The organism is Thermus thermophilus HB8 (assembly GCF_000091545.1).
In the GTDB taxonomy this organism is placed as follows: domain Bacteria; phylum Deinococcota; class Deinococci; order Deinococcales; family Thermaceae; genus Thermus; species Thermus thermophilus.
In genome coordinates, this window is record NC_006461.1 from 591,747 (window position 1) to 618,423 (window position 26,677).

Consider the following 26,677-nt stretch of genomic DNA (forward strand, 5'->3'; position numbering starts at 1 on the left):
CTGTGGCCGGGGGTCTGCTTGGGCTCTACCACGCCGCCCGGTGCTCGGGCCTGAGGCCCGCCCTCCTGGAGTCCTTGGGGCCGAGGACGCCCTTTTCCCGGCTTTCCCTCCTCGGGGTGGGCCCTGCGCACCGCCTCGAGGTCTGGGAGGGGAGGCTCTACCTGGACGGCAGGCGGGTGGGGGAGGCCCTGGAGGTCTTCCGCTACCTGGAAAGGGGCCTGGGCAAGGGCTTCTTCCCCGCCTGGATCGGGTTTTTCGCCTACGAGTTCGCCCGCCACCTGGGGCTTCCCGCCCACAAGCCCCTCCCCGGCCTCCCCGAGGCCTTCTTCCTCTACTACCCCGAGGGGTACGCCCTCTTTGAGGGGAGGCTCGTGCAGGCCCCCTCCTTCCCCTTGCGGCCCCTGCCCTACGCTCCCCCGCCCCTTCCCCGCCACCCCCTGGTCTCGGACTTCCCCCGGGAGGCCTTCTTGCGCGGGGTGGAGGAGGTGCGGGAGAGGATCCGGGCCGGGGTGGTCTACCAGGTGAACCTCTCCCACCGCTTCCGCCTCCTAGGCCCCGTGGACCCCCTCCTCCTCTACGCCAGGCTTCGCGCCCTGAACCCCTCCCCCTTCATGGGGCTAGTGGAGGGGGAGGGGTGGGCCGTGGTCTCGGGGAGCCCGGAGAGGCTCTTCCAGAAGGTGGGCCCCAGGGTCTTGGCCCGGCCCATCGCCGGGACGCGGCCTAGGGGAAGGACGGAGGCGGAGGACCTGGCCTTAGAGCGGGAGCTCCTTGCCTCTACCAAGGAGCGGGCGGAGCACGTGATGCTCGTGGACCTCCTCCGGAACGACCTCGCCCGGGTGGCCCGGCCCGGAACAGTGCGGGTCCGGGAGCTTTTCACCGTGGAGCGCTACGCCCACGTGATGCACCTGGTCTCCGAGGTGGAGGGCCGCACCGGGGCTTCCTTGGGGGAGGTCTTCCGGAGCCTCTTCCCTGGGGGGACGATCACCGGGGCCCCCAAGGGAACGGTGATGGAGGCCATAAGGGACCTGGAGCCCGTCCCCCGGGGGGCCTACACGGGGAGCCTGGGGTACGTCTCGGGGCGGGGGGCGGACTTCAACATCCTCATCCGCTCCTTCCAGAGGGTGGGGGAGGAGGTCCTCTTCTCCGCGGGGGCGGGCGTGGTCATCGCCTCGGAGGCGGAGCGGGAGTACGAGGAGACCCTCCACAAGGCACAAAGCCTCCTCCTGGCCCTGGAAAGGGGGAGGCCGGGGAAGCCCCCCGAGGCCCCGAGGCCCCGGGCCTCCTGGAGCCCGCCCATGCCCTCGAGGCGGTACGGGGCCCGGGTCCTCTTCCTGGAGAACCGGGACTCCTTCAGCCACAACCTGGTGGACTACCTGCGGGCCCTGGGGGCCGAGGTCGCGGTGGTGGACCAGGAGGAGGCCCCGGACCTCAAGGGCTTCACCCACCTGGTGGTGGGCCCCGGGCCCAAGGACCCCTTCACCGCGGGGCGCGTCCTGGAGTGGACGGAGAAGGCCCTGGCGGCGGGGCTTCCCCTCCTCGGGGTCTGCCTGGGCCACCAGGCCCTGGGGGTGGCCCTGGGGGCGGAGCTTTACCGGGAGGCCCCCGTGCACGGGGAGGCCCACGCCGTCTTCCACACCGGGGAGGGCCTCTTTAGGGGGATCCCGAGCCCCGCCCCCTTCGCCCGGTACCACTCCCTGGCCTTAAGGCGCCTTCCCCCGGGGCTTAGGCTCCTCGCCTGGACGGAAGACGGCGTGCCCATGGCCATCTGGGACGGGAGGCGGGCCTACGGGGTCCAGTTCCACCCGGAAAGCCTCCTTTCCCCTTACGGCATGCTCCTTCTCGCCCGGTTCCTGGAGGTGGGATGAGGCTTTTAAACGGCACGCCCCTCGCCCTCGCCCTCCCCGAGGCCTTCCTCTACCACGGGGCGAGCGTCTTCACCACGCTCCGGGCGGAAGGGGGAAGGCCCCTTTGGCTTGAGGAGCACCTGGCCCGCCTCCGCCGCCACGCCCTGGCCCTGGGGCTTTCCTACCCGGGGGACGAGGCCTTCCTCGAGGACCTCGAGGCCCTCCTCCGGGCCTTTCCCAAGGCGCCCTGCCTCCGCCTCCGCTTCACCGTGGGGGAGGGGGTGCGGCTCTCCGAGGCGAGGCCCTACGCCCCCCTGCCCCTTTCCCTCTACCGGGAGGGGGTCCGGGTCCGCCTCACGGGCTACCGGGTCCACCCCGACCTCGCCCGCTACAAGACGGGGAACTACCTCCCCTACCGCCTGGCCCTGGAGGAGGCCCGGAAGGAGGGGGCCTTTGAGGGCCTCCTCCTGGACGCCTTCGGCCACGTGGTGGACGGGAGCCGCACGAGCCCCCTCCTCTTCCGGGAGGGGACGCTCTACCTCCTGGAGGGGGGCCTCGAGGGGATCACCCGGGAGAAGGTGGCGGAGGCCGCCCGGGGCCTGGGCCTCCGGGTGGAGCGGGGCCTCTTTCGCCCCGAGGGGCTCCGGGGCCACCTCCTCCTCGCGGGAAGCGGGGTGGGCCTCCTCCCCGTGAGGCCGCCCCCTCCCGAGCTCCTTCCCCTCATAGAGCGCTTCCTTCCCGCCTGCTATACTGAGTAGCGGTACCGCCAGCCCAAAGGCCTTGGGCTGGTGCCCCTTTTTGCACGGGAGGAGTCCATGAAGAAGCCCGTCTACCTGACCCCGGAAGGCTACCGGCGCCTTCAGGAGGAGCTCAACCACCTGAAGACGGTGAAGCGCCAGGAGATCTCCGCCGACTTTGAGCAGGCCCTGGAGGAGGGGGACCTTAGGGAGAACGCGGGCTACGACGAGGCCCGGCGGGCCATGTGGCAGAACGAGGCCCGGATCGCCCAGCTGGAGGACCTCCTCTCCCGGGCGGTCATCGTGGAGAACGGCTCCTTTGACCAAGTGGCCTTAGGCTGCCAGGTGGAGCTGGAGACCGAGACCGGGGAGCGGCTTTCCCTGGCCATCGTGGGCAGCCACGAGGCGGACATCTTCAGCGGCAAGATCTCCGACGAGTCCCCCCTGGGCCAGGCCCTCCTCGGCAAGAAGGTGGGGGACGTGGTGGAGATCCGGGGCAAGAAGGGCGCCCAGGTCTACACCATCCTGGAGATCAAACCCCTATAGCCTCGGCCGAGCGCAAGGGCCCCAGGGCCTCCTCCGCGTGGGCCTTGAGCGCCAGGAAGAGCCGGTTTAAGGGGGCCCCTTCCAGGTGGGGAAGGGCCTGGGCCCCGGGGAGGCGGAGGGTGGCCTTTAAGGCCTCCACCCCCTCCCGCCCCAGGTAGACCCCCTCCTCCCCGAGCCTCCCCCTCTTCAGGCGGAGGCCCTCCCCTTCCAGGTTGGGCCCGATCCCCCCCGCCTTGGCCACCCGCCAGCCCGCCCAGACCAGGGGAAGGAGGGGGTCCTCGTGCTTGGCGATCCCCCGGAGGCCCGAGACCAGAAGGGGGTAGATCCTGGGGGCGGCCTCGGGGGAGGCCAGGCGGTAGGCGAGCTCGGCGAGGAAGGCGGCGAGGAGGAAGCGGCGGGGCGCCTCCAGGCCGTGGAGCCTGCCCAAAAGCTCCGCCTGGGTCAGGGTGGGCAGGCCCTCCCCCTTGGCGTAGAGCTGGAAGCGCACGTGGTGGAAGAGGGAGAGCCTCCCCGTACGCCCCGTGGGCCTCTGCCCCTTCCGGACCACCGCCTCGAGGCTCCCCCGGGGCGTCACCAGGCGGAGGAGGAGGTCCCCCTGGGGCAGGGGCTTCCGGCCCACCACGATGCCCTCTTCCAGCCGGTAGCGTTCCACCTTTCCAGTGTATGCTGGAGCCATGGAGCGGACGCTGAGGGACATCCTGGAGTGGGTGGTGCTGGGGCTTTTGGTGGTCGTGGGGGTGCTCCTCGCCTTCTGGCTCGGGGGGTGGATCTTCACCTTCCTGGGCAAGGTCCTCCTCGCCCTCTCCGACCTGATCCTCCTCCTCCTCAAGTACGCCGTGCCCGTCCTCATCCTGGCGGCCATCGGGTACGGGGTCGTCTACCTCCTCCAGCGGCGGCAGGCCTAAGCCGTAAGCAAGCCTCCCATGCGGGTTCTCTTCATCGGGGACGTGATGGCCGAGCCGGGCCTCCGGGCGGTGGGCCTCCACCTCCCGGACATCCGCGACCGCTACGACCTGGTCATCGCCAACGGGGAAAACGCCGCCCGGGGCAAGGGCTTGGACCGGCGGAGCTACCGCCTCCTGCGCGAGGCCGGGGTGGACCTCGTCTCCTTGGGGAACCACGCCTGGGACCACAAGGAGGTCTACGCCCTCCTGGAGTCCGAGCCCGTGGTGCGCCCCCTCAACTACCCGCCGGGGACCCCGGGCAAGGGGTTTTGGCGGCTGGAGGTGGGCGGGGAGAGCCTCCTCTTCGTCCAGGTGATGGGCCGGATCTTCATGGACCCCCTGGACGACCCCTTCCGCGCCCTAGACCGCCTCCTGGAGGAGGAGAAGGCGGACTACGTCCTGGTGGAGGTGCACGCCGAGGCCACGAGCGAGAAGATGGCCCTGGCCCACTACCTGGACGGCAGGGCCAGCGCGGTCCTCGGCACCCACACCCACGTCCCCACCCTGGACGCCACCCGCCTGCCCAAGGGCACCCTCTACCAGACCGACGTGGGCATGACCGGGACCTACCACTCCATCATCGGGGGGGAGGTGGAGACCTTCCTCGCCCGCTTCCTCACGGGCCGCCCCCAGCCCTTCCGCGCCGCCCAAGGCAAGGCCCGCTTCCACGCCACGGAGCTCGTCTTTGAAGGGGGGAGGCCCGTGGCCATAAGCCCCTACGTCTGGGAGGAGCCGTGAGCCAGGACCCCTTCGCCCTCCTTAAGGCCGAGGTGGACCTCCTCGGCCGCCTCCTCGGGGAGGCCATCCGGACCCTCTCCGGGGAGCGCTTCTTCGCCCTGGTGGAGGAGGTGCGGGCCCTCGCCAAGGCCCGCCGCCAGGGGGACGAGGCGGCGGGAGAGGCGCTTCTGGCCCGGGTGGAGGGGCTTTCCACCGAGGAGGCCGAGGCCTTGGTGCGGGCCTTCACCCACTACTTCCACCTGGTGAACCTGGCGGAGGAGCGGCACCGGGTGCGGGTGAACCGCCTAAGGGCCCAGGCCGAGACCCTGGAAAGCCCCAGGCCCGAGGGCTTCCTGGCCCTGGCCAAGGCGCTTAAGGAGCGGGGGCTTTCCCTGGAGGAGGCCGAGGCCCACCTGAACCGCCTGGAGCTCCTCCTCACCTTCACCGCCCACCCCACGGAGACCCGGCGCCGCACCCTGCGCCACCACCTCGAGGCCCTGCAGAGGGAGCTGGAGGCGGGGGATAGGGAAAGGCTCGCCGCCCGGGTGGCCCTCCTCTACGGCACGGAGGAGGTGCGCAAGGCCCGCCCCACGGTGGAGGACGAGATCAAGGGGGGGCTTTACTACCTGCCCACCACCCTGTGGGAGGCCGTGCCCCGGGTGGTGGCGGGCCTCGAGGCCGCCCTGGAGAGGGTCTACGGGCGAAGGCCCCGCCTGAAAAGCCCCGTGCGCTTTAGGAGCTGGATCGGCGGCGACCGGGACGGCAACCCCTTCGTCACCCCCGAGGTCACCGCCTTCGCCGGGCGCTACGCCCGGGAGGTGGCCCGGAGGCGGTTTCTGGAGGCCCTCGAGGACCTCGTGCGCGACCTCTCCCTGGCCGAGGCCCGCGTTCCCGTCCCCCGGGAGGTGCGGGAGAGGGGAGAGGGGGTGGAGCGCTTCATGGGGGAGCCCTACCGCCGCTACTTCGCCGCCCTGTACCGGGCCTTGGAGCGGGAGGAGGCCACCACGGAAGGGCTTCTCGCCGCCCTGAAGGCGGCGGAGCGGGGGCTTAGGGAGGTGGGGCTTGGCCGGGTGGCGGAGGCCTTCTTGGACCCCTTGGAGGCCCGCCTTTCCGCCTTCGGCCTGGAGCTCGCCCCCCTGGACCTCAGGGAGGAGTCGGGGAGGCTCCTCGAGGCCGCGGCCGAGCTCCTCCGGGTGGGCGGGGTCCACCCCGACTTCCTCGCCCTTCCCCAGGAGGAGCGGGAGCGCCTCCTCACCGAGGAGCTCAAGACCGCCCGCCCCCTCCTCCCCGTGGGGGAGGCCCCGGAGGGGGAGGCCCTAAGGGTGGCCCTGGGGGCCCTGAAGGCCTGGCGGGACAAGGGGGCCCACGTGGTCTCCATGACCCATCACCCGGAGGACCTCCTCGCCGTCTTCCTCCTCGCCCGGGAGGTGGGGCTCTACCGCCCCGGCCGGCCCCTGCCCTTTGACGTGGTCCCCCTCTTTGAGACCCTGGAGGACCTGAGGCGGGCCCCCGGGGTGCTCCGCCGCCTTTTGGAGAACCCCGTCTTCCTGGCCCACGCCCGGGGGCGGGGCGGGGTGGAGGTGATGATCGGCTACTCCGACTCCAACAAGGACGCGGGCTTCCTCATGGCCAACCTCGCCCTCTACGAGGCCCAGGAGGCCTTAAGCCGGGTGGGGGAGGAGGTGGGGCTTCCCGTCTACTTCTTCCACGGCCGGGGGACCTCCACGGCGAGGGGTGGGGGCCCCGCGGGCCGGGCCATCGCGAGCCTCCCGCCCCGGAGCGTGGGGCGGAGGATCCGCCTCACGGAGCAGGGGGAGGCCCTGGCGGACCGGTACAGCCACCCCGACCTCGCCGTGCGCCACCTGGAGCAGATGCTGTACCACTTCGCCCTGGCGGCCCTGGGCCCCGGCCAGGAGCCCGAGGCGCGCTGGCGGGAGGCCCTGGCCCAGGCGGCGGAGGAGAGCACCCGCCGCTACCGCGCCCTCCTCCAGGAGGAGGGGTTCTTTGACTTCTTTGAGGCCTTCACCCCCATCCGGGAGATCGGGGAGCTTCCCATCGCCAGCCGCCCCGTGTACCGCCGGGGGCGGGTGCGGGACATCCGGGACCTCCGGGCCATCCCTTGGGTCATGGCCTGGACCCAGGTCCGGGTTCTCCTGCCCGGCTGGTACGGCCTCTCCGCTCTGGAAGAGCTTCCTTTGGACCTTCTCCGGGAGATGTACCGGGGCTGGCCCTTCTTCGCCTCCACCCTGGAGGCCGCGGCCATGGCCCTCGCCAAGGCGGATATGGGGGTGGCCCGCCTCTATCTGCGCCTGGTCCCCGAGCCCCTGCGGTTCTTCTACCGCCGGCTCGCCGAGGAACACGCCCGCACCGTGGCCCTTTTGGAGGCCGTCTTCCAGGCCCCCCTCCTCCACAACCAGAGGACCCTGGAGCGGCAGATCCGGCTCCGTAACCCCTACGTGGACCCCATCAACATCGTCCAGGTGGAGCTTCTCCGCCGCTATCGGGCTCCCGGGGGCAAGGAGGACGAGGCCCTGAGGCGGGCCCTTCTCCTCTCCATCCTGGGCGTGGCGGCGGGCCTCAGGAACGCGGGTTGAAAACGTCTGCTGGGTTGCCGGCCTAAGGCTTGGGGGCTGCTCCAAGCCGAAGCTCGGTTTGGGGTACCTGCCGTTTTTCTTCTGGGGCCGGCTCAGGTCTTTTTTCTAAGTTCTTCCAAGATCTCCCGAAGAAGCCGGATCTCCTCTGGAGGCTCCGGGGGAGGGGTTTCCTGGGGCGGCTTCCGGAGGCGCTTTTGCGCTTCCCGCATGGGCACCACCACCAGGAAGTAGACGGTCGTCCCCACGATCAGGAAGTTGAGCAGGGCGTTCAAGAACCTGCCCAGGGCGATGGGTCCCAACCTGATTCCGGAGAAATCCGGCACCCCACCCAGGGCGCCGATAAGAGGGGTGATCACGTCCGCCACCAGGCTGCTCACCACCTGGCTAAAGGCCGTGCCGATGATCACGGCCACCGCCAGATCCACCACATTTCCCCGCATCAAGAAGTCTTTCAAATCCCTCCACATAAATCCCCCCACAAGAAAGGCTACCCATTTCCAAGATAACAATGGCGGGCCCGGAGGGATTCGAACCCCCGACCTACCGCTTAGAAGGCGGCTGCTCTGTCCACTGAGCTACGGGCCCAAACAGGGAGCCGGGGCTAAAAGCCCCGGCCAGGCTGGAGCGGGAGACGGGATTCGAACCCGCGACCCTCGGCTTGGAAGGCCGATGCTCTACCAAGCTGAGCTACTCCCGCGTGGTCGGGGCGGCCCGATTTGAACGGGCGACCCCCTGCTCCCAAAGCAGGTGCGCTACCGGCCTGCGCTACGCCCCGGGGCTTCGGCCGCCCACCCGTCAGCATAGCCCTTGCCGCCTGGCGGGTCAAGGCGTGGTAGCATGGGGTCATGAACCTCGGACCCATGGAGATCATCCTCATCCTTCTCATCGTCCTCCTCCTCTTCGGCGCCAAGAAGCTTCCCGAGCTCGCCCGCGGCATCGGCCAGGCGGCCCGGGAGTTTAGGAAGGGGATCCAGGAGGAGGAGAAGAAGGAGGAGCCCAAGGCTTAGAGGCGCTTCAGCACCTCTTCGGCCTCCTTGTAGTCCGGCCTAAGCTTCAAGGCCTCCTGGCACTGGTAGCGGGCCCCCTCCTTGTCCCCGAGCTTCTCGTTCGCCAGGCAGAGGCTGTAGCGGTACTCCGCCCGCTTGGGCTCGAGGCGCACCGCCACCGTGAGGCGGCTTTTCGCCTTCGGGTAGTCCCCGAGGGCCAGGTAGACCTGCCCCAGGTAGTAGTAGGCGGCGGGGAAGCGCAGGGGGGCGAGGGCCACGGCGTTTTCCAGGGCCACCCCCGCCTCCTTGGTCCGCCCCAGGGCGAGGTAGGCCTGGCCCAGGGTGTACCAGCCCTCGGCGTTCAAGGGCTTGATCCGGTGCCCCTCCTCCAACACCCGGGCCGCCTCCTCCGCCTTCCCCTTGAGGAGGAGGGCGGAGGCGTACCGCACCCGCAGGTCTAGGTCCTTGGGGGCCTGCTCCAGGGCCTTGGCGTACTGGGCCAGGGCCTCGTCCAGGCGGCCCATGGAGAGGTAGAGCTCCGCCAGGGCGGAGCGGATCTCGGGGGTGTCCTCGAGGGCCAGGGCCTGTTTGAGGGAGGCCTCCGCCTTGTCCCGCTCGCCCAGGAGGGCGTAGACCAGGCCCCGTTGCAGGTGGAGGGGAGCGTAGCGGGGGTTGACCCGCTCGGCGTCCTTGAGGACGGAGAGGGCCTGCTCCAGGTAGCCCTTGCCCCGCTCCCGGTCCTCCGCCTGCCGGTAAAGGGCCACGTAGGCCTCGGAGAGGACCATGTAGCCCCCCAGGTAGCGGGGGGTGCGGGCCACGAGGGTCTTGCCGTTCTCCAGGGCGGGGTTCACGAGCCCGAGCTTGAGCTGGGTCCGGGCGAGCCAGTAGAGGGCCTCGGGGTCCTGGGGGTTCTCCTTTAGGGCCCGCTCAAAGAGGGTGAGGGCCGCGTCGTACCGCCCCAGGGCGTAGAGCTGGACCCCGAGCCTTAAGGGGTTCTGTTCCGCCGTCTGGGCCGCGGGGGGAGGCGGCGTCTGGGCCAGCCCCCCGGCGGCGAGAAGTCCTGCGACCACCAACAGCCAGCGCATCCTTCCTCCTTCACAGCCTTCACAGCACGAAGCGGGTGAGGTCCGGGGAGGCGAAGACCGCCTCTAGCCGCTTCTCCACGTAGGCCCGGGTGATCTCCACCCGGCCGAGGTCCGTCTGGAAGCTCACCTCCTCCAGCACCTTCTCCAAAACGGTGGCGAGCCGCCTCGCCCCGATGTCCTCGAGCTCTTGGTTCGCCCGGTGGGCCGCCTGCGCGATGGCCCAAAGGGCCTCGTCCTCAAAGACGAGCTCGGTGCCGTCCGCCTTGAGGAGCTCCGTGTACTGGCGGATGAGGGAGTTCTCCGGCTCCTTGAGGATGCGGTAGAACTCCTCGGGGCCCAAGGGGGAAAGCTCCACCCTGATGGGAAACCGCCCCTGGAGCTCGGGGATCAGGTCCGAGGGCTTGGCCACGTGGAAGGCCCCGGCGGCGATGAAGAGGACGTGCTCCGTGGAGATGGGGCCGATCCTCGTGGAGACCACCGTCCCCTCCACGATGGGGAGGAGGTCCCGCTGCACCCCTTCCCCGGAGACGTCGGGGCCCACGGTCCCCTCCCTCCGCGCCACCTTGTCAATCTCGTCAATGAAGACGATGCCCTCCTCCTGGGCGCGGCGCCTCGCCTCCTCCTTGAGCTCCTCCTTGTCTATAAGGCGCTCGGCGTGCTGGTTCTTCAGCACCTCCCGGGCCTCCCTCACGGTCATGCGGCGGCGGACCGGGCGCCGGGGAAGGAGGCCTTTGAGCATCTCCCCCATGCCCCCGAAGGCCTCGCCCCCCAGGACCCCCATGAAGGGGAGGGCGACCTCCTCCTCCACCTGGACCTCCACAAAGTGGCCGTCCAGGCGGCCCGAGCGGACCTCGGCCACCGAGGTGCGGAGCAGGGTGGCGAGCTCCTCCTCGGCGAGGGCCAGGGCCTTTTCCTCCACCTTCTTCTTCATCTCCTCCAGCACGAGCTGGTAGCTCGCCTCCGCCAGGTCGCGGACGATGGAGTCCACGTCCCGGCCCACGTACCCCACCTCGGTGAACTTGGTGGCCTCCACCTTCACGAAGGGGGCCCCGGCGAGGCGGGCGAGGCGGCGGGCGATCTCGGTCTTTCCCACCCCCGTGGGCCCGATCATGAGGATGTTCTTGGGGGTGACCTCCCGGGCGATCTCCGGGGGAAGCTTCTTGCGGCGGTAGCGGTTCCTTAAGGCCACGGCCACCGCGCGCTTGGCCGCCTCCTGGCCCACGATGTGCTTGGAGAGCTCCCGGACGATCTCGGCGGGCGTCAGGTTCATGCTTCCCCCAAAGTGAGGACGGTCACCTGGCCCGAGGTGTAGAGGTCCACCTCGGCGGCGATCCTTAGGGCCTCCGTGGCGATCTCCTTGGCGGAAAGCCCCGTGTGCCGGTAAAGGGCCTTGGCGGCGGCGAGGGCATAAGGCCCCCCGCTTCCCACCGCGAGGAGGGGCTCCTCCGGGGTGATCACCTCCCCGCTTCCCGAGAGGAGGACCATGCTCTCCCGGTCCGCGGCCACGATCATGGCCTGGAGGTGGCGGAGGACCCGGTCGGTGCGCCAGAGCTTGGCCGTCTCCACCGCCCCCTTCAGGAGGTTCCCCTTGGCCTCCTTGAGCCGTTCCTCAAAGCGCTCCAGGAGGGCCAGGGCGTCGGCCACGCCCCCGGCGAACCCCACGAGGACGCCTTCCCCCACCTCCAGCTTCCGCACCTTCACCGCCCCCCGCTTGAGCACGGTCTGGCCGAAGGTGACCTGGCCGTCCCCGGCGAGGGCGGTGACCCCGTCCTTGCGGACGGCGAGGATGGTGGTGCCGTGAATCTCCACGCCGCCAAGATACCCTCGGGGCATGAGAAGGGCGTTAGGCTAGGCGGCGTAGGGCCTCCCAGGCCCCCTCCCGCTCAAAGAGGAGCTTCCCTTCCCGGAGGGCGGCCGGGACCACGCCGAACCCCCCCTTGAGGCCCTCCACGGCCTCGCTCAGGGTGTAGGGGAAGACCTCCACCCGGCGCACCCCTTCCGGGCGGTAGCGCACGAGCCTTTCGGGAAAGGGAAGAGGGGTGTCCCGGAGGAGGACGAGGAGGTCGGCGTCGCTGAAGGCGGTGGCCTCCCCCCGGGCCAGGGAGCCGAAGAGGACCACGGCGAGGACCTCGGGGCGCTCCCCCAGGGCCCTTGCCGCCTCGGCCACCTCCTTAAGGCGGGCCTTCGGGTCAAAGCGGAAGACGCGGGTCAAAGCTTTTCCTCCACGAAGGCCAGGATCTTTTGGGCTAGGTCCAGGGCCTCCTCCGCCTCGAGGCGGGTGTAGTGCCGGGCGGCGGGGCCCGCCGGGTGGGCGTCCGGGTAGCGGGTGGGGATGTAGTACTTGTCCAAGACCTTGGCGGCCTCCACCAGGTCCTCGGGCACGTCCACATCCTCGGGAAGGTCGGCCAGGAGGTCCAGGATGGAGTGACCCCAGGCCACCTGGCCCCGGGCCAGATGAAGCCCCTTGAGGGCGGCCTCGGCGGCCTGTTGCGCGGCGAAGCAGGCCCAGGCGTAGTCGCCTAGGCCCAAGCTTCCCTGGGCGTGGCGCAGGTTGTGCCTCGCCTGCTCCAGCCAGTCCCGGGCCCGGTTCACCCCCTTATTATCCCACGCTCCAGGGGAACCCACGGCACACACCCCGCCTATCCCTTCCCCTAGACTGGTAAGGGTGAAGGCCAAGACCCTAGGCGAACTCAGGCGCACCTACCCCCTGGAGAAGCTCCGCCGCACCGTGAAGGACGAGGCCAGGGAGAACCTCCGGGAGAAGCTCAGGCGCGGGGAGAGGCTTTTCCCCGGCATCCACGGCTACGAGGACACGGTGATCCCCGCCCTGGTCCAGGCCATCCTCGCCAAGCAGAACTTCATCCTCCTCGGCACCCGGGGCCAGGCGAAAAGCCGGATCCTGCGAAGCCTCACGAGCCTCCTGGACGAGGAGGTTCCCGCCCTCGCCACGGAGCTTCGCGACAACCCCCTCCACCCCATCTCCCCCGAGGGAAAGCGCCTCCTGGAGGAGGCCGGGGACGACGCCCCCATCGTCTGGCTTTCCCGGGAGGACCGGTACGTGGAGAAGCTCGCCACCCCCGACACCACCGTGGCCGACCTCCTCGGGGACATGGACCCCATCAAGGCGGCCAGGCGGGGCACGGGGATGGCGGACCTGGAGAGCATCCACTACGGCCTCCTGCCCCGGGCGAACCGGGGGATCTTCGCCGTGAACGAGCTCGCCGACCTCGCCCCCAAGGTGCAGGTGGCCCTCTTCAACATCCTCGAGGAAGGGGACGTCCAGATCCGGGGCTACCCCCTCCGGCTTCCCCTGGACGTCTGGCTCGTCTTCACCGCCAACCCCCAGGACTACACCGCCCGGGGCCGCATCGTGACCCCCCTCAAGGACCGGATCGGGAGCGAGATCCGCACCCACTACCCCCGCTCCTTGGAGGAGGGGGCCCGGATCAGCGCCCAGGAGGCCTACGTGCCGGAGGGGGTCCTGGTCCCGGAGTGGGTGAGGCTTTCCGTGGAGGCCGTGGCCTTCGTCGCCCGGGAGGACCGCCGCGTGGACCAGACGGCGGGGGTCTCCCAGCGCCTCGCCATCAGCCTTTTGGAGGTGGTGGCGGCAAGCGCCGAGCGCCGCGCCCTCCTCCACGGGGGAAGGCCCGTGGCGAGGCCTTTGGACCTCTACCAGGGGCTTCCCGCCATCACCGGGAAGCTGGAATTGGAGTACGAGGGGGAGCTCCAGGGGGCGGAGAGGGTGGCGCGGGAGATCGTGCAGCGGGCCTTCGGCCTGGTCCTCCCCCGCTACCGCTTAAGGACCGAGCCCATCGTGGCCCACTTTGAGGAGGGAAACCTCCTCACCCTGCCCGAGGGGGACGTGGAGGAGGCCCTTAAGGCCATGGCCGGGGTCCCGGGGCTTCTGGAGGCGGCGAGGGCCCTGGCCGAGGGGGAAGCCCCTGAGGTTTTGCTTTCCGCCGGGGAGTTCGTCCTGGAAGGCCTGGTGGGCCGAAGGAAGCTCTCCCGGGGCGAGGCGACCTACCAGGCGGCGGAGCGCCCGAGGAGCTATGGCAACTAGCCTGGACCGGGACAAGGAGGCGGTCCTAAGGGCCCTGAGGCCCTACCTCGAGGGCACGGGGACGAGGCTCTTTCTCTTCGGCTCCTTCGCCCGGGGGGAGGGGAGGCAAGCCTCCGACCTGGACCTCGCCCTCCTCTCCCCCGTACCCCTTAAGGACCTCATGCCCCTCCTCCGGGAGGCCCTGGAGGAGGCCCCCGTGGTGCGGCGGGTGGACCTCGTGGACCTTGCCGAGGCCGAGCCTGCCTTCCGGGAGCGGGTGCTTAGGGAGGGGGTGCTTTGGGCCGAGTTCTAGAACGCATCCAGGTGGCGGAGAAGGCCCTGGCCACGCTGAAGGAGCTGGCCTTCTTGGAAGACCCGAGCCCCGTGGAGCGGGACGCCGCCATCCAGCGCTTTGAGTACACCTTTGAGGCCTTCTGGAAGGCCCTCCAGGCTTACCTGCGGGAAAAGGAGGGCCTCGAGGGGGCAAGCCCCAAGGGAGTTATCCGCCTGGCCCGGGAGGTGGGTCTACTCAGGGACGAGGAAGCCCGCCTGGCCTTGGGCATGGTGGACGACCGCAGCCTCACGGTCCACACCTACAACGAGCCCCTGGCCCGGGCCATCTTCCGGCGGCTTCCGGACTACGCCAGGCTCATGGAGCAGGTTTTGGGGAGGTTGCGAAGATGAAGGCCATCCGCTATAGCCGCTACGAGGGAGGCCTGGAGGAGCTTTCCCCCGAGGAGATCCTAAGCCTCCTAGAGGACTTCCTCCTGGACTCGGGGTTTTCCGACCCCTTCCAGCGCTACGACCCGGACCCCGACCGCGCCCCCACCCTCGAGGACCTCTACGACGCCCTCCTCCAGGCCCTCCTCAAGAACGAGCTCGTCCCCGAGGACTGGCTCCGCGAGGCCCGCTTCGCCGACCGAAAGGAGGAGACGAGGCTCTACCAGGCCATCCAGGGGATGATCCGGAAGCTCCAGGAGGCGGGCTACCTCCGCCTTCCCGGGGAGGACCCCACGGACCCCGCCCAGGGCGGCTACCGGGGGGAGGCGGGGGAGGCCCGCTTTGAGCTCACGGAGAAGGCCTCGGACTTCCTGGGCCTGAAGAGCCTCCGGGAGCTCCTCGGGGCCCTGGGCCGCAACCCCCCGGGCCTCCACCCCACCCCCCACCACGCCCCCGGGGTGGAGAAGACGGGGGAGACCAAGCCCTGGGAGTGGGGGGACCCCCTGGAGCTCAACGTCCCCGAGACCCTCAAGAAGGCCATGGCCAAGGGGCTGGAGCGCCTTTCCCACGAGGATCTGGTCATAGACCTTGCCGAGTACACCGCCAGCATGAGCACCGTGGTCCTCCTGGACTGCTCCCACTCCATGATCCTCTACGGGGAGGACCGCTTCACCCCGGCGAAGAAGGTGGCCCTCGCCCTCGCCCACCTCATCCGCACCCAGTACCCCGGGGACCGGGTCCGCTTCGTCCTCTTCCACGACACCGCCGAGGAAATCCCCCTGGCCAAGCTCCCCCTGGTGCAGGTGGGGCCCTACCACACCAACACCAAGGCGGGCCTGGAGCTCGCCCGGACCCTCCTCAGGAAGATGGGCGGGGAGATGAAGCAGATCATCCTCATCACCGACGGCAAGCCCTCGGCCTTAACCCTGCCGAGCGGGGAGATCTACAAAAACGCCTGGGGCCTGGACCCCCTGATCCTCGCCGAGACCCTCAAGGAGGCCACCCTGGCGAGGCGCGAAGGGATCCCCATCCACACCTTCATGCTCGCCCGGGAGCCCGAACTCCTCGCCTTCGTGAAGAAGCTTTCCCAGATCACCCGGGGCAAGGCCTACCTCACGAGCCCCAGGAACATCGGCAAGTACCTCCTCCTGGACTTCCTCAACAAGAAGGTGCGGAGGAACTGATGCGCCCCTTGAGGCTAAGCCTTCTCCTGGAGCGCCTGCGGAGGCCCAGGGTCTACCCAAAGTCCCTTCCCGCCCTGGTGCGGGAACACCTCGAGGTGCGGCCCCCCCTCTCCCTGGACCTTCCCTACTACGCCGCCCGGAGGGAGGGGGGCTACGCCCTCATCCCCTGGGACCGGTACATGGAGGAGGCGGAGAGGAGGCTGGAGGAGGTGGCCCGCCCCTAGCCCTTCCGCTCGGCGAGCACCCGGCCCTCCGCCAGGGCTCGCCGGGCCAGGGGATTGGCCTCGGCCTCCTTCGGGGTGTAGACGAAAAGGTCCACGGGAAAACCCAGATCGGCGAAAAGGGGAAGGTAACGCCCGGGGCGCTCCAGGAAGGGGGGAGCCTCCCCCACGAGGAGGAGGAGGTCGGCGTCGCTCCGCGGCGTCGCCTCTCCCCGGGCCAAGGAGCCGAAGAGGACCACGGCGAGGACCTCGGGGAAGGTGGCGAGGAGCTCGGCCGCCTTTTCTTCAAGGGCCTGAAGAAGTCTCTCCCGGTCCAGCCAGAACACTTTGACCGAACCGTAGGATTTCTCCTGCACAAAGGAGCGCATCCCGAGCCTCCTCCTCTCCATAGTAGTCCAGAGGGGCACCCGCCTCCCAGCTGTCCGGATAGCGCGTGGGGATGTAGAGCCTATCCAGCACCAGGGCGCAGCGCCTGAGCTCGGGGGTCAAGTTGAGCCGTTCGTGAAGACCGGCCAAGAGGTGGGTGAGCGCGTGGCCGAAGGCCTCGGCCCCCAAGGCGAAATAAACCGCTTTGAGGGCTTTCTCCGCCGCCTGATGGGCGGCGAAGCAAGCCCATTCCCAGTGGCCAAGCTCCAGGCTCTTTTGGGCGTGCTCAAGGTCCCGCTCGGCTTGCCGCATCCAGTCGCGCGCCCGGTTCATGCGCTTCCCCCAGAGGGGGCCTCTTGGGGCCTTAGGGCCTCGGCCACGAAGGCGGCCATCACCCCGAGCATCAGGCCCAAGGCCACCGCCAGGGCGAAGAGGAGGCCCCGCCTGGGCGCCACCTTCTCGTAGACGGGGTAGGCGGGGGCCAGGATGGAGGCCCAGGCTTCCTGGCTGCTGGCGATCTGGATTCCCAGGTCCGTGCGCTTCTGGGCCAGGGCCAGGTAGGCGTTCTTGGCGAGCTCCAGGGCCTGGCTCAGGGTGTCCTGCTCCACCTGGGCCCGGGCCACCCGGTCCTTGAGGACGTTGATGCGGGCGTCCACCTGGGCGATGCGGGCCTCGAGGGCCGCCTTCCTGGCAAGAAGCCTCGCCTCCTCCGCCTGGGCGTCTATGAGCGCCGAGCGCAGGCGCTGGTACTCGGGGTTGGGGTTGTCAAAGGCGAGGTCTGCCCCCGAGAGGTTCGCGATCTGGTCGTACCGGGCGCGGAAGGCCTCGTAGGCGGCCTTCTTGGTGTTGTACTCCAGGGTGATGGCCTCCTTTTCCCGCTCCTGGGCGGCTAGAAGTTGCCTTAAAGACGTGATACGTTGGGAGATCGCCTCTTGCTCCTTCAGCAACGCCTGCGCCTCGGCTTCCAGGCCCTGGATTTGGCTGCGCAGACTCACGGCTTGGGTCAACAGGGGGGCGTAGGCGGGGTTCACCTCCTGCACCCGGAGCTTTAGCCCTGCAAGGGCTTCCAGGTCTCCTTTCGCCACCGCCGCAGCGACCACGGGATCGGCCACCACTTCGCGCATTACGTCCAATACCTTGGGTTCCTCGGCAAGGGCCCCCTCCAGCCCCTTCAGGGCAGCTTCTTTAGAGGCCCGCTCGGTGGCGATCTGGGCCAGCCGCACCCCGATCTCTGCCAAACGCCTAGAGAGCTGGTTTAGCTCGCCTTGCCACTCGGCGATGCGCTCCCTTTCCTTGAAGGCCTCCAGGGCCTTGGCCGCCGCCAGGTAGGCCTGCCTGGCCTTCTCCGTCTCCTGCTTCAGGGCGGCCTGGGCCTCCTGGAGGCGCTTGCCGATGATGGCGAGGCTTTCCGGGCTTGTGTTCAGGGACACGAGCTGGGCCTGGCGGGCCGCCTCCTTCTCCAAGGCGGCGATCCGCCCCCGCACCGCCGCCAGGTCCCGCTCCAGGCCGGAGAGCTCCTGGTCCAGGCTCACCCGCTCCCCGGTCTTGGCCTCCAGCTCCGCCTTGTCCTGGGCGAGGGTGGTGGTCTTCTGGAAGGCCTCCCACCTCGCCTGGGCCTCCCGGTAGGCCTTCTCCGCGGGGGGTAGCTGCTCCTCGAGGGCCGCGAGGCTCGCCTTAAGGCGCTGCAGGGGGATCTCGTTCACCTTGCGCTTCACCGCCTCCACCCAGAGGTTCGCCGCCTCGGCCGCCACCTCGGGGTCCGGGGCCTTCACGGTGAAGCTCGCGACGATGGGGGGGACCTGATTGGGGTTCGCCGCCTGGACCCTAGGGGAGATGTCCTTCACCTCGAGGTCCCGGAGCATCCGCTCCACGCCCCTGAGGTTCCCCTGGTCCTGCCAGCGGGTGGGAAGCCTCCCCTCTTTCCTTAGCGCCTCCCACACCTCTCCCACCGCCTCCTCGGAGAGGGCCAGGGCCTTCAGGCCCTCAAAGGTGATGGGGGTGGCCTGCTGCACCTGGATCCGCTGCTCCAGCTGGGCCTGCACCTGCACCGGGGCCACGCTCAAGGTGGCGGTGGAGGCGTAGGTGGGCTCGGCGACGAAGAAGCCGTAGATCAGGGCGACCGCGCCGAAGAGGAGGGGGAGGGTGAGGATCCAGGCCTTCTGGCGCTTGAGGATTTCCAGGATGTCCCTTAGGGTTAGCTCCTCGCTGGGGGTTTCCACATTGACCTCCCGTTACTTTGCGCCAAAACCAGTGAGGATCACCCACAGGGTGCGTACCAAGATCCTTAGGTCTAACCAAAAGGAACAGTGCTTCACGTAGTAGAGATCATAGCTGAGCTTTTCTATGGTTCCCTCTAAACCCTCCGCGTAGCCGTGGTGCACCTGGGCCCATCCGGTGAGACCGGGACGGACGACGTGGCGTAGCATATAGGAGGGAATTTCCTCGGCATATTTCTCCGCCAGCACCTTTTGCTCGGGCCTGGGGCCTACCAGGGCCATCTCGCCGCGAAGGACGTTCCAGAGCTGGGGCAACTCGTCTAAGCGGAGCTTTCGCAAGAGCTTCCCCAAGGGGGTGATGCGGTCTGCTTCCGCCCCCGCGTAGACCCCCTCCCTGGGGGCTCCCCGCATGGTGCGAAACTTGTAGGCCTTGAAGGGCCTCCCCCCGAGGCCCATCCGTTCCTGGGCGAAGAGGACGGGCCGCCCCAGGTCCAGGTAGACGAGAAGGGCCACCAAAAGCCCGAGGAGGAGGATGAGGGGGGCGAAGAGGAGGACAAGGCCCACCTCAAAGGGCCGTTTGAAGTAGGGGTAAAGCCCCCGGTTCCCCTCGGAGAGGACGAGAAGCCCTTCCCCATAGCTCCCCTCCAGGGGAACCCGGCCCGTGTACCCCTCGTACACTAGGGCGGCGTGGAGGATGGGAAGCCCCCTCAGGGAGGCCTCGGCGAGGAGGGGAAGGGCCCTCGGGTCCAGATGGTGAAGGTCCGCCACCACTCCCTCGGCCTCCTCCAGGTCCTCGATGGGCCTCACCCCTTTGGCGATGCCCCTGAGTCGGTCCGCGAGCCCCCCGGGAAGGAGGGCGAGGCGGACGGGGGGCAGGTGGTGGAGGTAGAGGAGGAGGAGGGGGAAGGCGAGGGAGGTGGCGAGGAGGAGGAAGGCCCGGGAGTAGTAGAGCCGCCCCAGGGCGAGGACGGCGAGGAGGAGGAGGGTGAAGAGGAGAAGGTTGAAGGCGGCAAGCCCCCAGGCCTCCCGCCCGGGGTAGCGGGCCATGCGGTCTGTAGCGAAGAAGGCGAGGAGGTGGGCGAGGAGGGTAAGCCCCACGAGCACCCCCACCTCCCCCCGCCAAGGCGGGGGGCCGAAGACCAGAAGGGCGGCCGTCAGGGAGGGAAGGAGGCTAAGCCCCACGGCGAGGCCCGGGAAAGGGCGGGCTTTAACGGTGCGGTAGGGCAACCGGAGCTCCAACGCACCCATGGCCTTCATCCTACCAGGAGGGGAATGAGGGAGGCGTGCAAATGGGCTTCCCTATAGGCGGAGCACCTCCTCGTAGGCCGCCCACACCCGGGCGAGCATGCCATCTAGAGTGAAGGCCTCCTCGTAGCGCCTCCTCCCCGCTTCCCCCAGCCGGGCCCGGAGTTCCGGGGAGAGGAGGAGGGTTCTCAGCCTCGCTCTTAGGGCTTCCTCGTCCCCCCGCCCTACCAGGAACCCCGTCTTTCCCTCCACCACCGCCTCTCCCACCCCGCCCATGCCCGTGGCCACCACGGGAAGCCCGGCCCGCATGGCCTCGAGTACGGAAAGGGGAAGCCCCTCCCAGTTCGTGGCGAGGACGAAGACCTGGGCCTCCGCCAGAACCCGGTCCACGTCCAGCCGCTTTCCTAGGAAGCGGACCCTTTCGCCAAGCCCCAGGGCCTCGGCTAGGGCCTTAGCTTGGGGAAGGAGGGGCCCCTCCCCCACCAGGTCCAGGCTCCAGGGAAGCTCCTTTAGGCCCGAGAGGGCCTTTAGAAGGAGGGCGTGGTCCTTTTGAGGGGCGAAGCGGGCCACCATGGCGAGCCTTGGCGGTTCCTTCCTGGGGTCTGCGCGGAAGGGGGTATCGGGGACCCCGTTATGCACCACCCGGATCCTCTCCGGGGGCACCGCCTTGTGGCGAAGGGCGAGGGCCCTGTCGTACTCGGAGACGGCGAGGACCAGGTCCCCAAGCCGCCCCGCCAGGCGCTCCATGGCGAGGGCGAGCCTCTTTCTTCCTTCTGGAACCCCGTCGGTGAAGGCCCACCCGTGGGCCGTGAAGACGCTCTTCACCCCCAGGACCCGCCCCGCCAGGCGCCCCAGGAAGCCCGCCTTGGAGGAGTGGGCGTGGAGGAGGTGGGGCCGGACTTTCCGGATGAGAGCCATTACTTCAAAGAGGCCGAGAAAGTCCTTTACAGGGCGCACGGGCTGCACGAGGTGCCTAAGGAGGTGGACCCTCACCCCCAGGGCGCGGGCTTCCTCCACCAGGAAGCCGTCTTGGTCCTCCCCCACCCCCAGGTGGAGCTCCGCCCGGTCCCGGAAGCCTCGGAGGAGTTCCAGGAGGTGGACCTGGGCTCCCCCGGGTTCAGCGCGAGTGATGAGGTAGAGGAGGCGCATGCTTTCTCCTTCTTTCTAGCTGGATTTCTAGCTGGAGAGCTATCCAAACAAGCAGAGTGGACCACGGTAGGAGTCGCAAACGAGTGTTGGCCCCAATATTGTCACTGATCAGAGCTAGACCACCGATGTAAATTAAGACAAAGATTACCAAAAAAGTTGCCCTTCGATCAGCGCACCGAAAAGAGTTGCGTAGCCAAACCGTTGCTAAAAGAAACCACATAGGAACAGCCTCAACTAAGGCGATAGCCACGATAGGACTCTTGACTTGCCAAGGCAGGGGCCCTAATAGAACTGTGGCGAAGCTGTACGCATAGCTTATCAGGAAAGCTATCGGATTGGAGAAATCCAAAGAAATGTCTACGGCACTCCCTCCAATAGAATAAACTTCTTCTCTAATGTGTGAGATCTTCTCGGGATTGAGAAGGGGAGCTAGGTACTTCAAACCCAGAGGCCCCCATCCAAGAGCAATTGGAACTAAAACGGCGATTAAAGCTACGAGAGCAACGTAGAGTGGCCTCCGCCAGATTTGGGTAAGGGCATATACCGAAAGTGCTCCCAGCAAGGCTACAGATGCATATCCTCTAAACTGGTAAAGCCCTACCAGCCCTATGACGAGGAAAATAGTTTCCCTTAAGCGGGGTTTCCAAAGTAGTTTTGCAGACCAGTAAAGAGAGGCCATCCCCAAAGCCAAGACTGCCGGATCCTTGAGGAGCTGGCCACCATAAAACAAACCCGAAGGATAGGCGACGAGAAGAAGGCCCGCCAGGTTTGGAGCGGAGGAAAGCCGCCACAACCTGGCCTTTGCCCTGGAAAGCTCGTAGGCCAGGAGCACCCCATAGTAGACTGCAATTGAGCTTAAAAGGACATTGACGATTTTCCCCCACATCAAGGACGGTCCCACGAATTGGTAAATCCAAGCGAGGAGATAAGGATAGGCGTTCGGAAGATTTTCTGGGGTCCCTGATTGGACTAGGGAAACGGCAGCCCAATGATAAAAGCGATCGTCTGCCCCCGAGGCTAGGGGATAAAATCCCTCAAATCCGCTTACTAACGAGTACAGGTGCAGGCCTGTGGCTATGACTGTTTTCACGAGGAAGGCAAAGGTTGCCCAAAGCAAAGCAAGCGATATTGGCGCAACCTTGATATAAGCCGAGCTTTTCTCGCCTAAGGTCACCTTCGGAGACCCCCTTCAAGCCATGCCACAAATTGCCTGGCCAAAAGCTGGAACGTTAGGTCCGGGTTGTGGTAGCTCCTTTCCTTAGGTTTTGCAATTGCAAGTACCTGTGCCAGGGTCTGAGGATTATTTGGGGGTACTAGTATACCCCCTACGCGGGGCACGTCTTCCACGAAGGCACCTACGGCCGAAGCCACTACAGCGAGCCCAAAAGCGGCCCCGATGAGGGGCAAGGAAGACTGTGTAGCCTGCCGGTAGGGAAGGACGAGAACCGATGCCCTTTGGAAAAAGAGGGCGGCTTCCTCATCGGGTACGTAGCGGTTATGAACCTCAAACCATGAAGGGTGCTCTCTCATTGCCCTTCTTAGAATACGGGGTACCTGCCCCGGCCCCGCGATTAGGGCTCTTCTGCGCCCTTCCAAGGCTAAAATGGCCTTGACAAGAATGTCTATTCCCTTGTAGGCCTCGAGGCGACCGAAGAAAAGGACAAGGTCTTCTTCGCGTTGGACACCCGGTTTGGCGTGCCGAAGGAAGCGGTCGGCAAAACTCCCGTGAGGGATCACTACGACGTGTCGGGCTCCGAGCTTCCGGGCTTTATCCACAAACACCTGAGAGTGTACGTGTACGCTTGTGGCCAAAGGCACAACCCAGCGGCGCAGGAGGGCGTTGGCGGCTTCCCAGGGGTTCCCCGGATGGGGATCAGGGTCATGAAGGGTGAGGAAGAGCGGGACACCCTCTTTCTTAGCCCACCTGGCTAGCCAGAGCGCCCATGGGTACCCTTCGCCGTTGAAAAGATAGAGGCAGTCGGGCTTCTCTGTGAGAATTTTTTGCCAAAGGGTGCGGGCGGGCCTCGGGTCTAAAAACCGCCTAAGGGCTTGGGCTCGGGATGCCCCGGTAGGGAAGCGGACGACCTTAACGGGGACGTTTCCCTCAAAATGCTCGGGAACATAAAGGGAAAGGTCAAGGTGTTGGGACAAAGGAGGTACTAGCGCCTCCAAGTACTGGCCCATAGCTCCTCGGACGGAGAAAGCTAGAAGCGCCACTTTCACCTGAGAACCTCCTGGTAGATGGCCTCGAGGCGCTTACCAACCATGCCCTCTACCTATCCTTCCTTTTGCCCTCCTCCACCTCCTGGCCCAGGTTTGGAAGCACCTCCGCCAGGCCTGGACCCATGCGTTGGACACTTTCCCCCTTCCCGCCTGCGAGGACATCTGCGCCCCCCGCTCCCGCCTTTTCCCGACAGGGCCTACCGCGGCTTCATCCCCAGCAAGCGGGTCTACCTCCACGGCCTCAAGCCCCACCTTCTGGTGGATGACGGGAAGTTTGTCCACGAGGTGAACTTGACCCCGGGGAGCTGGCACGACCTCGCTTTTCTTCCTCCCTAACGCTAACGCTTCAGCCACTACTCTTCAAGTTTACGGTACAAGGCGATCAATCTTTCCTTCATTATCCGCCAAGCAAAACGGGTTACGTACACCTCCTGGGCTTTTTGGGAAAACTCCTCAAAGCGTTGGAGATCCCAGCTTGCTACCCGGGCAAAAGCGTCTTCTAGAGCCGCCAGGTTTCCATACTCGACTACGAAACCCAAGGCGTACTGCTGGACCAGTTGATCCATTCCTGTATCCCTGGCTACCACGATGGGCCTCCCTATAGCCATTGCTTCAAAAAGCTTGTTGGCGCTGGAGTACCGATGGTTGGGGATGGACGGATCGTAGGTAGCGAAAAGCAGATGAGCATTGCTCATGAGCTCTAGCGCCTTTTCGTAAGGAACCCGACCGTGATAGCGAACGTTAGGTAGATCCGCTACTGCCCTTCGGATCTCCTCTTCATCCCCTCCAAAGCCGCCAAGGTCCAGCTCCCACTCCGGGTGGCGGCGTAGCAGTTCTATCACTTGCAGGATTCCCCTCTCCTTCTGCAACAACCCCACGTAGGCTATGCGGAGAGGAGGAGGTGCCGGCGGCAGAGGAAAAGGATCTTCTATGGGAGGACTATTGTAGATGAAAGTCAGGCGCTTGGGGCGAGCCCCTTGGATCTGCTTCACCCTGCTTTCGTCTGCCAAGATGACGGCATCCACCCATCCCATGAGCCTTAAATCCACCTTTTTGATGATGGACTTAATCCACCCCGGGGTGGCGCGAAGCATGTCGGCATAGAAGTCAAAAACATCGTAAACCACCTTTTTGCCCAAAAGCTTTGCTGCCACCAAAGCAGGTAATACTGTGTCAAAGTCGCAAGCATGGATAGCATCGTAAGTAGATCGCCGCTTTATTAGGTGCCAAAGTAACGCTAGGTTAAAGCGAACCAATGGAAGCAGATTGGCCAACCCTGACCTGAAAGATCCCTTTATGGGCAGACGCTCCACTAAGCCAAAGGGCGTTTCCTCCACCTTTGGTAACTCGCCCGTTCGGTCCCACGCCACAACCCCGACCTTGTACCCTGCGTCTGCGAGTGCCTGGGCTTCCTTGGCTACCCGGGGGTCGGGTGCTACTGGGTTAGAGCGCAAAAAGAGCACCGATTTTATCGCCATATCTCCTCCAGAACGCTCATATAGCTCCTAAGCGCCGCTTCTGGGGAATACTGGTTCAAATGGTCTTTGAGGGCGGTTTCGTCCCACGCAAAGCCATCGGAAAGCACCCTCTCCATTGCGTGGGCTAAAGCCTGGGGCGAGCGAGGGGTAACGATACCGAAACGGCCATCCCCCAAGGCTTCAAGCAAGCCCCCCTCGCTCTCGACGGCCACCACGGGAACCCTCAGGGCGAGGGCCTCGAGGGCCACCATGGAAAACCCTTCGTACCGACTGGTAATCACCAAGGCCTTCGCCCCCCGAAGGTAAGGATACGGGTTGACCACAAATCCGAGAAAGGCCACGCGGCTTGTCAGCCCCAAGGTGTGAGCAAGTTTTTCTAGTCGGGGTCTCTCTGGGCCTTCCCCCAGGATAAGCAGGTGCACATCTGGATGGTGCTTGGCAAAAATGGAGAAGGCCTCTAAGAGAAGTGAAAAGCCTTTTTGAGGATGCAGGCGGCCTAGCGCCAAGAAGTAAGGCGTTGCAGGTAGAGGCACGTTTTCATGAGAGAGCCGTCGCACGCGGTCTACGTGGATCGGATTGGGTAAGACGCATATCCTCTCCTCGGGAACTCCACCGAAGCGGGCGAAGGCTTGGGCCACACCCCTGGAGACCGCTCCTACCCGACCCAGGGGGTGGTTCACCGCCCGCTTTAGGGTTTGTCTAGCAGCCCACAGGGCGGTATGCCTTTTGACTGGGTTGGGAACGTCCTTGAGGTAGGCAGGGGCGTTGTGCAAAACCCAGAGAAAAGGCGTCCTTGACCGCCAGGCGGCCTGGAGAGGAACCCAGTCCAGGTAGTCCCAAACAGGGAGGACTACCCTAGGCCTGGCTTGGGCCAAGTAGACCCCTAGGGGGGTGTACGCCCTAAGCAGGCGTAGCCGCCGAGGCACCCCTAGGTCCCAAAGGCGGACCCCCTGAGGGAGTTGCGCTAAAAGGGGCCCTTCGGCCCTGGCCAAGACGAAGTCCACCCTAAGTCCCTCCTTCACCATGGCCCCAGCCAGGTCCAGGTACACCCGCTCCACCCCTCCCCCAGCCAGCGCCGGGAGAGCAAAGGCTACGTCCGGACGCATAGACTTCTACCTCCTAGACTTAAGAAGGAGCCAAGCCCCGAGCATCCCTAGGCTTACCCAGCCCTCCGCCACCACCGCCACCCATGGCATGGCCAGCACCCCCCACCGGGGAAGGGCCCAGAGGGCCAGGGCCACGTTTAGCAAGCCCGCCGAAAGGGCAATGACCAGGAAGGGGCGGTCCAGACCCATGGGCAGAAGGAGTTGGATCCCCACGAAGCTGGAAAGGGCACTCAGGACTAGAAACAGAGAAAGCACTTTTACGATGGGAACGGCCATTTCATAACCAGCGCCCAAGAACCAGGACACTAAAATGGGGGCCGAGAGGAACAGGCTTGCTCCCAGCACCACTCCCACTCCCAGCGTAAGCAAAAAGGCTTGCCAGAGCCAGCGCCGGGCTTCGGGTTTACCCTGGGCGAAGGCGAAGCTTAGGCGGGGAAAGAAAAGACGGGTGATGGGCGACCACATGTTCACCAAAGGCCGCACCAGCCGCTCCGCCCCGGCGTACTGGCCTACCTGGGCCGCCGGGAGCACCAGGCTCACCAAGGTCACGTTGAGGCTGGTGTAGAGGAGTGTGGCCAGGTTGTACACGAAAAACGTGACCCCCTTGCGAAGCCAAGCCCCTCCTCCGCTAAGCCCGGGCCATACCACCTCGGCACGGAGCCAGCTCAGGCCCAGGAGGGCCGTGAGCCAGTAGGAAGCGGCCTGGAGATAGATGGGTACGGCCACGTCCCCGGGGCTTCGGACCAGCAGAAACACGCCCAAGGTCGTGGCTCCCCGCACGAGGACTTCCAACAAGGCCACCCTACCCATCTGCTCCAGCCCCTGAAAGAACCAGAGGGGGCTGAAGCCCTGCCCTATGGCGGCAAGGAGCGCCCCTACGGTCAAGGAAAAGTCCCCCCGAAGTAGGGGGATCGCCCACCCCAGCCCGATCCCGAGGGGAAGAAGGGGGAGAAGAAGGAGAAGGCGTGCGTGGAGGACGCCAGCCGCGATCTTACCGAGCTCGGCTCGGTCCTCCCGGTTTCTGGCCACCTCACGGGTGGCGGTAAACTGGTAGCCGTACTCCAAGAAAGCGTAGAGGTAAAGGACCAAGGCCTGGGCCAGGGCGAGCTTGCCAAACCCCTCGGGTCCCAGGACGCGGGCCAAGTAGGGCAACGTGACGAGGGGGAAAAGGTAGTTGGCCGCCTGGACAGCGTAGAGGTAAAAGAGGTTGCGCAGGGTGGGGCTCCGCCACGCCCTTCCCACCTTGGCCCAGAGGCGAGGGGTGAGGCCCACGGACG

29 protein-coding genes, 3 tRNA genes and 1 pseudogene are annotated in these 26,677 nt (G+C 66.7%); 13 read left to right on the forward strand and 20 right to left on the reverse strand.

Annotation, left to right across the window (positions count from 1 at the left end):
* Positions 1-2 precede the first annotated feature (2 nt).
* Genes TTH_RS03230 through greA form a run of 3 tightly spaced genes read left to right on the forward strand, consistent with a single transcriptional unit; the run spans position 3 to position 3,127 of the window.
* Positions 3-1,865 (forward strand): aminodeoxychorismate components I/II, encoded by a 1,863-nt coding sequence (locus TTH_RS03230; protein ID WP_011228075.1) that lies wholly within the window; start codon positions 3-5, stop codon positions 1,863-1,865.
* A complete protein-coding gene (locus TTH_RS03235) occupies positions 1,862-2,602 on the forward strand; it encodes an aminotransferase class IV (protein WP_011228076.1) in 741 nt (246 codons plus the stop codon). Before TTH_RS03230 ends, TTH_RS03235 begins: the two co-directional genes overlap by 4 nt.
* A gap of 57 nt (positions 2,603-2,659) precedes the next feature.
* Positions 2,660-3,127, forward strand: a complete 468-nt coding sequence (gene greA / locus TTH_RS03240; RefSeq protein WP_011172708.1) for a transcription elongation factor GreA — start codon at positions 2,660-2,662, stop codon at positions 3,125-3,127.
* Here greA and recO read toward each other — a convergent pair.
* Positions 3,114-3,779, reverse strand: a complete 666-nt coding sequence (gene recO, locus TTH_RS03245; protein ID WP_164926033.1) for a DNA repair protein RecO — start codon at positions 3,777-3,779, stop codon at positions 3,114-3,116. The genes greA and recO overlap by 14 nt on opposite strands.
* Positions 3,780-3,801: 22 nt before the next feature.
* Here recO and TTH_RS03250 point away from each other — a divergent pair, with 22 nt between their 5' ends.
* From TTH_RS03250 to TTH_RS03260, 3 genes are read left to right on the forward strand one after another with little or no spacing between them, the layout of a single operon-like run.
* A complete protein-coding gene (locus tag TTH_RS03250; protein ID WP_164926034.1) occupies positions 3,802-4,032 on the forward strand; it encodes a hypothetical protein in 231 nt (76 codons plus the stop codon).
* A gap of 18 nt (positions 4,033-4,050) precedes the next feature.
* Entirely contained in the window at positions 4,051-4,809 is a 759-nt protein-coding gene (locus TTH_RS03255; protein ID WP_011228079.1) for a TIGR00282 family metallophosphoesterase, read from the forward strand.
* On the forward strand, positions 4,806-7,382 hold the full coding sequence (locus tag TTH_RS03260; protein ID WP_011172711.1) for a phosphoenolpyruvate carboxylase: 2,577 nt from the start codon (positions 4,806-4,808) through the stop codon (positions 7,380-7,382). The genes TTH_RS03255 and TTH_RS03260 overlap by 4 nt, the downstream gene beginning before the upstream one ends.
* A gap of 92 nt (positions 7,383-7,474) precedes the next feature.
* Here the strand turns inward: TTH_RS03260 and mscL are convergent, their stop codons facing one another.
* From mscL to TTH_RS03280, 4 genes are all read right to left on the reverse strand, one after another.
* Entirely contained in the window at positions 7,475-7,849 is a 375-nt protein-coding gene (mscL, locus tag TTH_RS03265) for a large conductance mechanosensitive channel protein MscL (protein ID WP_011172712.1), read from the reverse strand.
* Between the two features lie 42 nt (positions 7,850-7,891).
* A tRNA-Arg gene (locus TTH_RS03270) sits at positions 7,892-7,967 on the reverse strand.
* Between the two features lie 35 nt (positions 7,968-8,002).
* A tRNA-Gly gene (locus TTH_RS03275) sits at positions 8,003-8,079 on the reverse strand.
* 1 nt (position 8,080) lies between these two features.
* Positions 8,081-8,157, reverse strand: a tRNA-Pro gene (locus tag TTH_RS03280).
* A 70-nt stretch (positions 8,158-8,227) separates the two neighbouring features.
* On the opposite strand from TTH_RS03280, the gene tatA reads away from it, so the two are divergent.
* Complete coding sequence (gene tatA / locus TTH_RS03285) at positions 8,228-8,389, forward strand: twin-arginine translocase TatA/TatE family subunit (protein WP_011172713.1); 162 nt, start codon at positions 8,228-8,230, stop codon at positions 8,387-8,389.
* On the opposite strand, the gene TTH_RS03290 is transcribed toward tatA, so the two are convergent.
* Genes TTH_RS03290 through TTH_RS03310 form a run of 5 tightly spaced genes read right to left on the reverse strand, consistent with a single transcriptional unit; the run spans position 8,386 to position 12,045 of the window.
* Positions 8,386-9,453 (reverse strand): tetratricopeptide repeat protein, encoded by a 1,068-nt coding sequence (locus TTH_RS03290; protein WP_011228080.1) that lies wholly within the window; start codon positions 9,451-9,453, stop codon positions 8,386-8,388. The genes tatA and TTH_RS03290 overlap by 4 nt on opposite strands.
* A gap of 19 nt (positions 9,454-9,472) precedes the next feature.
* On the reverse strand, positions 9,473-10,723 hold the full coding sequence (gene hslU / locus TTH_RS03295) for an ATP-dependent protease ATPase subunit HslU (protein WP_011172715.1): 1,251 nt from the start codon (positions 10,721-10,723) through the stop codon (positions 9,473-9,475).
* A complete protein-coding gene (hslV, locus tag TTH_RS03300) occupies positions 10,720-11,286 on the reverse strand; it encodes an ATP-dependent protease subunit HslV (protein WP_011228081.1) in 567 nt (188 codons plus the stop codon). Before hslV ends, hslU begins: the two co-directional genes overlap by 4 nt.
* Before the next feature lie 10 nt (positions 11,287-11,296).
* Positions 11,297-11,665, reverse strand: a complete 369-nt coding sequence (locus TTH_RS03305) for a nucleotidyltransferase domain-containing protein (RefSeq protein ID WP_011228082.1) — start codon at positions 11,663-11,665, stop codon at positions 11,297-11,299.
* On the reverse strand, positions 11,662-12,045 hold the full coding sequence (locus tag TTH_RS03310; RefSeq protein ID WP_011172718.1) for a HEPN domain-containing protein: 384 nt from the start codon (positions 12,043-12,045) through the stop codon (positions 11,662-11,664). Before TTH_RS03310 ends, TTH_RS03305 begins: the two co-directional genes overlap by 4 nt.
* A 73-nt stretch (positions 12,046-12,118) precedes the next feature.
* On the opposite strand from TTH_RS03310, the gene TTH_RS03315 reads away from it, so the two are divergent.
* The 5 genes from TTH_RS03315 to TTH_RS03335 are packed head-to-tail and all read left to right on the forward strand — an operon-like array spanning position 12,119 to position 15,620.
* Positions 12,119-13,513 carry a sigma 54-interacting transcriptional regulator gene (locus TTH_RS03315; protein ID WP_011228083.1) on the forward strand — a complete coding sequence of 465 codons (1,395 nt, stop codon included), beginning with the start codon at positions 12,119-12,121 and terminating at the stop codon, positions 13,511-13,513.
* Complete coding sequence (locus tag TTH_RS03320) at positions 13,503-13,805, forward strand: nucleotidyltransferase family protein (protein WP_011172720.1); 303 nt, start codon at positions 13,503-13,505, stop codon at positions 13,803-13,805. The genes TTH_RS03315 and TTH_RS03320 overlap by 11 nt, the downstream gene beginning before the upstream one ends.
* Positions 13,790-14,176, forward strand: coding sequence for an HI0074 family nucleotidyltransferase substrate-binding subunit (locus TTH_RS03325; RefSeq protein WP_164926036.1), 387 nt, complete (start codon positions 13,790-13,792; stop codon positions 14,174-14,176). The genes TTH_RS03320 and TTH_RS03325 overlap by 16 nt, the downstream gene beginning before the upstream one ends.
* Positions 14,173-15,396, forward strand: coding sequence for a vWA domain-containing protein (locus tag TTH_RS03330; protein ID WP_011228085.1), 1,224 nt, complete (start codon positions 14,173-14,175; stop codon positions 15,394-15,396). Before TTH_RS03325 ends, TTH_RS03330 begins: the two co-directional genes overlap by 4 nt.
* On the forward strand, positions 15,396-15,620 hold the full coding sequence (locus TTH_RS03335) for a hypothetical protein (RefSeq protein ID WP_011228086.1): 225 nt from the start codon (positions 15,396-15,398) through the stop codon (positions 15,618-15,620). Before TTH_RS03330 ends, TTH_RS03335 begins: the two co-directional genes overlap by 1 nt.
* On the opposite strand, the gene TTH_RS03340 is transcribed toward TTH_RS03335, so the two are convergent.
* The 7 genes from TTH_RS03340 to TTH_RS03370 are packed head-to-tail and all read right to left on the reverse strand — an operon-like array spanning position 15,617 to position 22,816.
* Positions 15,617-15,943, reverse strand: coding sequence for a nucleotidyltransferase domain-containing protein (locus TTH_RS03340; RefSeq protein WP_011228087.1), 327 nt, complete (start codon positions 15,941-15,943; stop codon positions 15,617-15,619). The two genes, TTH_RS03335 and TTH_RS03340, sit on opposite strands and share 4 nt — an antisense overlap.
* Positions 15,903-16,316, reverse strand: a complete 414-nt coding sequence (locus tag TTH_RS03345) for a HEPN domain-containing protein (protein ID WP_008632023.1) — start codon at positions 16,314-16,316, stop codon at positions 15,903-15,905. Before TTH_RS03345 ends, TTH_RS03340 begins: the two co-directional genes overlap by 41 nt.
* Positions 16,313-18,202 carry a Wzz/FepE/Etk N-terminal domain-containing protein gene (locus TTH_RS03350; RefSeq protein ID WP_011228088.1) on the reverse strand — a complete coding sequence of 630 codons (1,890 nt, stop codon included), beginning with the start codon at positions 18,200-18,202 and terminating at the stop codon, positions 16,313-16,315. Before TTH_RS03350 ends, TTH_RS03345 begins: the two co-directional genes overlap by 4 nt.
* Positions 18,203-18,214: 12 nt before the next feature.
* Positions 18,215-19,456: a sugar transferase gene (locus TTH_RS03355; RefSeq protein ID WP_011228089.1), complete on the reverse strand. Its 1,242-nt coding sequence runs from the start codon at positions 19,454-19,456 to the stop codon at positions 18,215-18,217.
* Positions 19,457-19,498: 42 nt separating this feature from the next.
* Positions 19,499-20,593 (reverse strand): glycosyltransferase family 4 protein, encoded by a 1,095-nt coding sequence (locus TTH_RS03360; RefSeq protein ID WP_011228090.1) that lies wholly within the window; start codon positions 20,591-20,593, stop codon positions 19,499-19,501.
* A complete protein-coding gene (locus TTH_RS03365; protein ID WP_011228091.1) occupies positions 20,562-21,767 on the reverse strand; it encodes a hypothetical protein in 1,206 nt (401 codons plus the stop codon). The genes TTH_RS03360 and TTH_RS03365 overlap by 32 nt, the downstream gene beginning before the upstream one ends.
* Positions 21,764-22,816, reverse strand: coding sequence for a glycosyltransferase family 4 protein (locus TTH_RS03370; protein WP_164926037.1), 1,053 nt, complete (start codon positions 22,814-22,816; stop codon positions 21,764-21,766). Before TTH_RS03370 ends, TTH_RS03365 begins: the two co-directional genes overlap by 4 nt.
* Before the next feature lie 55 nt (positions 22,817-22,871).
* Between TTH_RS03370 and TTH_RS11835 the strand changes: the two are divergent.
* Positions 22,872-23,143: pseudogene (locus TTH_RS11835) on the forward strand (IS982 family transposase); the annotation flags it as partial.
* A 26-nt stretch (positions 23,144-23,169) separates the two neighbouring features.
* On the opposite strand, the gene TTH_RS03375 reads toward TTH_RS11835, so the two are convergent.
* Genes TTH_RS03375 through TTH_RS03385 form a run of 3 tightly spaced genes read right to left on the reverse strand, consistent with a single transcriptional unit; the run spans position 23,170 to position 26,672 of the window.
* A complete protein-coding gene (locus TTH_RS03375; RefSeq protein ID WP_011228094.1) occupies positions 23,170-24,294 on the reverse strand; it encodes a glycosyltransferase family 4 protein in 1,125 nt (374 codons plus the stop codon).
* A complete protein-coding gene (locus TTH_RS03380; protein ID WP_164926038.1) occupies positions 24,285-25,352 on the reverse strand; it encodes a glycosyltransferase in 1,068 nt (355 codons plus the stop codon). Before TTH_RS03380 ends, TTH_RS03375 begins: the two co-directional genes overlap by 10 nt.
* A gap of 54 nt (positions 25,353-25,406) precedes the next feature.
* Complete coding sequence (locus TTH_RS03385) at positions 25,407-26,672, reverse strand: flippase (RefSeq protein ID WP_011228096.1); 1,266 nt, start codon at positions 26,670-26,672, stop codon at positions 25,407-25,409.
* Positions 26,673-26,677 lie beyond the last annotated feature (5 nt).

What these genes read in the sequence shown, in the direction of transcription:
- mscL (WP_011172712.1), bottom strand. Translation starts at nt 7,849, where the DNA reads ATGTGGAGGGATTTGAAAGACTTCTTGATGCGGGGAAATGTGGTGGAT.
- TTH_RS03290 (WP_011228080.1), bottom strand. Translation starts at nt 9,453, where the DNA reads ATGCGCTGGCTGTTGGTGGTCGCAGGACTTCTCGCCGCCGGGGGGCTG.
- greA (WP_011172708.1), top strand. Translation starts at nt 2,660, where the DNA reads ATGAAGAAGCCCGTCTACCTGACCCCGGAAGGCTACCGGCGCCTTCAG.
- TTH_RS03335 (WP_011228086.1), top strand. Translation starts at nt 15,396, where the DNA reads ATGCGCCCCTTGAGGCTAAGCCTTCTCCTGGAGCGCCTGCGGAGGCCC.
- TTH_RS03345 (WP_008632023.1), bottom strand. Translation starts at nt 16,316, where the DNA reads ATGAACCGGGCGCGCGACTGGATGCGGCAAGCCGAGCGGGACCTTGAG.
- TTH_RS03320 (WP_011172720.1), top strand. Translation starts at nt 13,503, where the DNA reads ATGGCAACTAGCCTGGACCGGGACAAGGAGGCGGTCCTAAGGGCCCTG.
- hslU (WP_011172715.1), bottom strand. Translation starts at nt 10,723, where the DNA reads ATGAACCTGACGCCCGCCGAGATCGTCCGGGAGCTCTCCAAGCACATC.
- TTH_RS03375 (WP_011228094.1), bottom strand. Translation starts at nt 24,294, where the DNA reads ATGGCGATAAAATCGGTGCTCTTTTTGCGCTCTAACCCAGTAGCACCC.
- TTH_RS03330 (WP_011228085.1), top strand. Translation starts at nt 14,173, where the DNA reads ATGAAGGCCATCCGCTATAGCCGCTACGAGGGAGGCCTGGAGGAGCTT.
- TTH_RS03355 (WP_011228089.1), bottom strand. Translation starts at nt 19,456, where the DNA reads ATGAAGGCCATGGGTGCGTTGGAGCTCCGGTTGCCCTACCGCACCGTT.
- TTH_RS03250 (WP_164926034.1), top strand. Translation starts at nt 3,802, where the DNA reads ATGGAGCGGACGCTGAGGGACATCCTGGAGTGGGTGGTGCTGGGGCTT.
- hslV (WP_011228081.1), bottom strand. Translation starts at nt 11,286, where the DNA reads ATGCCCCGAGGGTATCTTGGCGGCGTGGAGATTCACGGCACCACCATC.
- TTH_RS03235 (WP_011228076.1), top strand. Translation starts at nt 1,862, where the DNA reads ATGAGGCTTTTAAACGGCACGCCCCTCGCCCTCGCCCTCCCCGAGGCC.
- TTH_RS03360 (WP_011228090.1), bottom strand. Translation starts at nt 20,593, where the DNA reads ATGCGCCTCCTCTACCTCATCACTCGCGCTGAACCCGGGGGAGCCCAG.
- tatA (WP_011172713.1), top strand. Translation starts at nt 8,228, where the DNA reads ATGAACCTCGGACCCATGGAGATCATCCTCATCCTTCTCATCGTCCTC.
- TTH_RS03255 (WP_011228079.1), top strand. Translation starts at nt 4,051, where the DNA reads ATGCGGGTTCTCTTCATCGGGGACGTGATGGCCGAGCCGGGCCTCCGG.